Source organism: Marivita sp. (assembly GCF_965656765.1).
Lineage (GTDB): Bacteria > Pseudomonadota > Alphaproteobacteria > Rhodobacterales > Rhodobacteraceae > Marivita.
On the sequence record NZ_CBFHLV010000103.1, the window covers coordinates 1 to 6287 of the forward strand.

The 6287-nt window shown below is 53.2% G+C and carries 6 protein-coding genes; 5 read left to right on the forward strand and 1 reads right to left on the reverse strand.

All coding sequences use genetic code 11. From position 1 onward, the window contains the following. Window positions 1-178 precede the first annotated feature (178 nt). The 3 genes from ACTG4M_RS16765 (at window position 179) to ACTG4M_RS16775 (ending at window position 3150) form a co-directional block, all read left to right on the forward strand. Window positions 179-781 carry a hypothetical protein gene (locus ACTG4M_RS16765; protein ID WP_439124813.1) on the forward strand — a complete coding sequence of 201 codons (603 nt, stop codon included), beginning with the start codon at window positions 179-181 and terminating at the stop codon, window positions 779-781. A gap of 355 nt (window positions 782-1136) precedes the next feature. Then, window positions 1137-1937 (forward strand): HAD-IIB family hydrolase, encoded by an 801-nt coding sequence (locus tag ACTG4M_RS16770; protein ID WP_439124814.1) that lies wholly within the window; start codon window positions 1137-1139, stop codon window positions 1935-1937. Then, on the forward strand, window positions 1930-3150 hold the full coding sequence (locus ACTG4M_RS16775; protein WP_439124815.1) for a glycosyl transferase: 1221 nt from the start codon (window positions 1930-1932) through the stop codon (window positions 3148-3150). The genes ACTG4M_RS16770 and ACTG4M_RS16775 overlap by 8 nt, the downstream gene beginning before the upstream one ends. Here ACTG4M_RS16775 and ACTG4M_RS16780 read toward each other — a convergent pair. Then, a complete protein-coding gene (locus ACTG4M_RS16780) occupies window positions 3144-4892 on the reverse strand; it encodes a sugar phosphorylase (RefSeq protein WP_439124817.1) in 1749 nt (582 codons plus the stop codon). The two genes, ACTG4M_RS16775 and ACTG4M_RS16780, sit on opposite strands and share 7 nt — an antisense overlap. Window positions 4893-5063: 171 nt before the next feature. Between ACTG4M_RS16780 and ACTG4M_RS16785 the strand changes: the two genes are divergently transcribed. Both ACTG4M_RS16785 and ACTG4M_RS16790 read left to right on the forward strand, forming a co-directional pair. After that, window positions 5064-5726, forward strand: a complete 663-nt coding sequence (locus ACTG4M_RS16785) for a TetR family transcriptional regulator (RefSeq protein WP_439124816.1) — start codon at window positions 5064-5066, stop codon at window positions 5724-5726. 163 nt (window positions 5727-5889) lie between these two features. After that, a complete protein-coding gene (locus ACTG4M_RS16790; protein ID WP_439124818.1) occupies window positions 5890-6213 on the forward strand; it encodes an ATP-binding cassette domain-containing protein in 324 nt (107 codons plus the stop codon). The last annotated feature ends 74 nt before the right edge of the window (window positions 6214-6287 follow it).

Below are 6287 nucleotides of genomic sequence, written 5' to 3' on the forward strand. Positions count from 1 at the left end.
CCAGCTCCAGAATCCATCGCTCCGTCAGAAGCAACCCCGCTCAATCACGACCTCAGTTCCAAACGCGATTCCCCTGGGCATCATGGACAAATGGGCCGATAAATACGGCATCGACGTCTAAATTGTATAAATTAACCAATACACGGCTGGTGCCTTTGACGGCGTTTCAGCCACCAACATGGACACACTTTCGATCCCGGCGGGCAGTGATGTGGATACGACAGCCCTGATCGTCGGCGGTTTTTCGAACGGCAATGACGCTGTGATCGTCAAGAGCGAGGGGACGCATCACCCCAAAGACCTTCGACACGAGGCGTGCCTGTTTCATCATCCTGATCTAACCAGACTGCAGAGCTGGCGGTCTATGCAGGCTGAAGCTGATTTACCCGAGGGTCGCTGGGACGAAGAGCGTCGATGGGCGCTGCGAATGGGTCTAACCGGTGCCGACAGTATCGAAGACAAATCCATTCCGACAATCGCGCGGGGTGAACTGCCTCATTACGCAGGCATCAACACGTTTCTGAAAGCCCCCTACTCTGAAGACGTCACCGAGGTGAAACACTATGACGCCACTGTAATTGGCATCCCGTTTGACGGCGGCACAACCACAGCCACGACCACCTGCACAGTCACTTCAAGCGAGAAGATGGGTCGGCAGATCTACAGGCGCTTGCAACCCAATTCATCGACGGTTTCGTTCAGGCGTCCTACAAAGCGGCCTATCTCAGGCTTGTCGGAGTTCCTTTCGAAAAGCCCGGAAAGCCAGGGGATAAGTCCCTAAAACTTGTCGATGTTGAACTTAAAACCGAATGGCAAGTGGGAAAGACATCACCGGCGTTTGGATCGCGCGAACTCAGCTATCTCCCCTTCCCAGGCGAGATGATCGCAGAACTTACTAATTTGTCATTGGTTTATGTATTACTCGATGAAAAGTGCCTGACCGATATCTGTGATTTCCTAAGTCACCGGATTGAGGCGCATGGTTTGTAGGTCAATCCCTGCGGGTCCAAGCCCATCATGCTTTGCACCCAAATGGATATGCACAGCATCGTGGGCTAAGCCACAAAACGACATTGGTTGCGGCCCGGCTTCGTTTTCCCCTTGAGCAGAACGGCTGAGCATCAGAAACTCTGCATATGAAGAATCTACCAAAGCTTGTTGTCTTTTCGGACCTAGACGGCACGCTTTTGGATCATGACACCTATCTGTGGGATGCGGCGCAGCCTGCTCTTGACCGTCTTGCGTCATTACATGTGCCCGTCATTTTGGCCAGCAGCAAAACAGCCACAGAAATTTCGATGCTTCAGAGCGCAATGGGACTGAACCAGTTTCCGGCGATTGTCGAAAACGGCGCAGGGATCATTGGCATTCCCGACGAGGCAACAAACGAAACCTATGGCAAATTGTGCGACTGTCTTGAAGCCTTGCCCCACGAGCTGCGTCAGGCCTTTCGCGGGTTTGGCGATATGACACCGGATGAAGTGTCTAGCCTAACGGGACTGTCTCGGGGCGACGCAATCCACGCCATGACACGTGGGTATTCAGAGCCGGGCATCTGGTCAGGGGACGCGGCGCTGCTTGACCAATTTACAAGTGCATTGGCAGATCACAGCATTGTCGCCCAGCGCGGTGGTCGTTTTCTGACTTTGTCCTTTGGCCGCACAAAAGCTGACGCGATGGACGATGTGATGGCCGCTCTTGATGCCGAACTATCGCTGGCCTTGGGCGACGCTCCAAACGACATTGCAATGCTGCAAAAAGCCGATCATGGCGTAATTGTCGCAAACCCGAACCATTCCGCTTTGCCAAAAATCGAAGGCGAGGCCGATGGCCGGATCGACCGCACAACAAAGGCGGGACCATCCGGATGGAACGCCGCAGTCAACGCATATCTCGATATGCTCATGCTTACCAAAGGACGACACCTCAATGGTTGATTTTCACCAGAACGGAAATATCGCAACGCTGCACAACTTGCGCACCCGTTCGCTTCAGGAAATGACCTACGAGCTCGAGACTTTCGCGCAGACGCGTAAAATGTCGTTGATCCTGCCCTGCTTATATTCAGAGTTGAAAACCGACGCCATGCCGAACATTCTTTCGGAATTGGCCAAGGTGACTTACCTGCACCGCGTTATTATTGGCTTGGATCGTGCCACTGAAGACCAGTTTCGCCATGCAAAGCAATTCTTCGAGGGGCTGAACCAGAACCATATCGTGATCTGGAACGACAGCCCAAGGATGCTCGCGCTGGGCAACCGTCTAGAACAAATGGGGCTTGCTCCCACCGAGCAGGGCAAAGGCAAAAACGTCTGGACGTCGATTGGGTATTTGATTGGATGTCAGGACAGCGCTGTTATGGCGATTCATGATTGTGATATTTTGACTTATACAAACGAACTGCTCGCTCGGCTGATCTATCCAGTGGCTAATCCAACTTTCCCATACCAGGTGGCCAAAGGGTATTACGCGCGCATTGGTTCGGACAAACTCAACGGCCGGGTCACACGGCTTTTGGTTAGTCCGCTGCTTATTGCACTGAAACGTGTGATCGGTGATCGCGATTACATCGATTACCTGCGCAGTTTCCGCTATCCACTGTCCGGCGAATTCGCGATGCGCACCAATATCTTGCCCGACCTGCGTATACCCTCGGATTGGGGGCTTGAGATCGGCGTTTTGTCAGAGGCATGGCGCAATCTTGCCCCCAAAGCAGTGTGTCAGGTCGAAATTGCTGATGCCTATGACCACAAGCACCAAACGCTTAGCCCTGAAGATGCGCAAACCGGCCTCAACCGAATGTCTACCGATATCTGCAAAGCGATCTTCCGCAAGTTGGCCGCGGACGGCACCATCTTTACCAACAATGTCTTCCGGACGCTCAAGGCCACGTATTATCGCAGCGCGCTTGATTTGCTGGATGCGTATTACAGCGATGCACAGATGAATGGCCTGACCGTTGATCGCCATTCTGAAGAAGCATCTATCGAACTTTTTGCAGAGAATATCATGCGGGCGGGCCAAACGTTTCTGGAAAACCCCCATGAGACTCCATTCATCGCGACTTGGAACCGCGTGCACGCCGCCGATCCAGAGTTCCTGCGCGACATGCAAGCAGCTGCACTTGCCGATGCAAAAGAGTTTCAGTGACCAGCGTTGCTGATCCAACGGCATTGATACGGGGCAAGGACGATATCCTCGTCTTGTACGACATCCCCTGACAGCAAATCGCGCCAATCTTCGTCAGCAATGATGTTAAGCGTCCCAATGGGCAGTGTAACTATGTCTCTGCTTACATTGTGCAACGCAAAGATAGACTGGTTCCGGTCAAGGCTTTGCCGCCAGATGCCGAACACCCGTTCATCGCCCGTATTCACGGTGAATTGTGTCGCGTTCGGGTGAAATGCGGATTGCTTTTGCCGGATCTTAAGACGCGTTTTCAGACCAGTCAGAACTTGCGCGTGAATTGTCGTCTCGATCTCAAGCACGTCTTGCAAAGCACCGTAATCCCACCGGTGCCGATTGATGGCTCGGTTCATGCCTCGGCGTTCGACAGCATCGGTGTCATTTGGGGTCGCAAGCATCGAGTGGATGTAGAAGGCTGGGATCCCTTCAAGCGACATTACGATGGTCTGCGAACAAAGAAAGCGATCGAGATGATACGCGTCAGGACCATCGAATGTCTGGCTGAGCGCGGCAAAGTAGGTGGTGTTCAATTCGTAAGGTGCTTCACCGCCATCCGGCAGCGCGCGCATTGACACCAATCCCCCTGATGATTCCACCGCCTTTATCATTTCCGACTGATCATCCGCGGACAATAATCCTTCTGCAGGGCGCATACCGATCCCGTCATGGCTGGCTGTGAAGTTCAGGTATGCGCAACCCAAGGGCGCGGGCGGCATAGACCGCTGCCACTTGTCCAGGTTCTTGGCCGTTCCGGACAGAAGCGCATGCAGAATAAGCGGCGGAAGCGGGAAGTTGTAAATGACATGCGCCTCGTCCCGCTTGCCAAAATAACTTAGGTTCTCAGCCTTTGGCACATTGGTTTCCGTCAACAGGATCACTGGTTCGGTGGCATAGTCACACAACAACCGGATCAGCTTGACGATGGCGTGGGTCTGCCGAAGGTGAATCGACGGAGAACCAACTTCTTTCCAAAGGAATGCCACGGCATCCAACCGAATGATGCGAACCCCGTTGTCGACATGCGTTCGGATGATCCGCAGGAATTCTAGCAGCACCTCGGGATTGCGAAAATCAAGATCGATCTGATCATGGCTGAACGTGCACCAGACGTGGCGCGATCCGGATTTGGTTTCCACCTGCTGTAGCAAAGGTGTGGTGCGGGGGCGAACGACCATGCTCAGATCGTCTTTGGGGTCGGCCTCAAAAAAGAACTGATCGTAGGGCGCCTGCCCTTGTCGATATGCATTGAACCATGTGCCTTGGCTCGACACATGGTTGAGCACCAGATCAGACATAAGCTGAAAATCAGCCGCGATCCGATTAATATCCGGCCAATCGCCCAACTGGGGGTTCACCGCCATATAGTCGGTCACCGCAAACCCGTCATCAGACGTGAAGGGAAAAAACGGTAGAATATGCACCCCGTTGACCACACCCTTGAGATAGCGGCGCAGAAAATCATTTAGCAGATCAAGCGGTTTATGTGCCCCGTCAACGATCGAGTTCCCGTACGTAATAAGCAAGGCATCGCGCTGCGACCAAAGTGCGTTGCCCGGTTTACGTCCACGTTTCCGCCGATGTGAACCGTCCGGCCAAAAAGCGTCGATGACCTTTGATGCCAAAATATCCGCATTCAGATCAGGATAGACTTCACTGATCTTGTTAGCGAGCGCACGGCTGAGCGCCGGAGTTTTTTCTTTGGTCATCGTATCTTGGGTCATGAGTCAAACAATCACGGCTCAGACGGGTTTTCAAATATTTCCCTTCGGAAAATTTGGGAACGGGTCAGAATGCTCCAAACTGCACTACGTTCGCGCAGTTTGGAACCGCAGGCCCGCGAAACTTGACACACCGGCATCTGCTGTTAGCGCTGCGGAATGAAGAAATCATCGCCCAGCCAGACGCAAGTTAGATCACGTGATCCAGAACGGACCAAAGGGGAAATCCTGCACGCAGCCTTGGCAGAGTTCGCAGCACACGGGTATGACGGGGCCAAGGTTCAGAAAATATCGGAAAGTGCGGGCTGCAATCCACGTCTCATCTATCACTACTATGATAACAAGGAATGCCTCTACCTCGCCGTACTTCGCCATATCTATGCAGAGATACGCGCGCGCGAAGACGAACTGCGGCTAGAGGCACTACCACCAGATCAGGCGATCGTGCGCTTGGCTGAGCTGACCTTTGATTTTTTCCAAAGCAATACAGTTTTCCTATCCATCACTCGCAGCGAGAACCTCTTGGGTGGTCGGTTCATCGCGCAGATGCCCGAAATTCAAAAGATGTCGACGCCGTTTCTGAACAAGATATCCGACGTTCTAAAACGTGGTCATGCCGAGGGAGTGTTTCGCGATGGGATTGATGCATTGCAACTATACGTGAGCATTGTCGCCCTGAGCGCGCACCACATAAATGCAAGCCATACATTATCGGCAACCTTTGGAACCGACGTTTCCAAACAGGAGTGGCGACAGACCCGCAAGCTACATGTCGTTGAGATGATCAGAAGCGCTGTGGCCCTTCCCGAATCGCACAGTTAATCCCTTTGGCAATGCCAAATTGTATACCTCTGCATATGTAATTTAATTGCCCATCGCCCCGGGAAAGCGCCCACAAATGTGGCAGCAGCAAGATAATTCAATTTTCATTTACTTAACCAGTTTCTAATCCCATCAGGCCTGTTGCTAGAGCTGCGCCATGAACATGTCAGCCAACATACCCGCTCTCGCCACGCAGCAGGCCCAACCTGCGAGCGTTCATCCACGACCGGCGTTGGAACTGCAGGACGCCTCCGTTGTCTTCGGTAGCGGAGATTCAGCCGTCACAGCCCTCTCGCCTACAAATATCCGCATGGATCGCGGAGACTTTCTTGCCCTCGTCGGCCCATCAGGATGTGGCAAGTCCACCATTCTCAAGCTAGTCAGCAACCTGATCCAGCCCAGCTCAGGCTTGGTTCTGGTCGGCGGGAAAGAGGCCAAGGCCAAAGAACTGCGCATCGGCATGGCTTTTCAGAACCCGACGATGTGAACCAGACCGGGTTTACCGGAGAGCCAAAAGCTCGGAAGGTAAGCTATGGAAAAGGGAAACCCTGGGAACCGTTT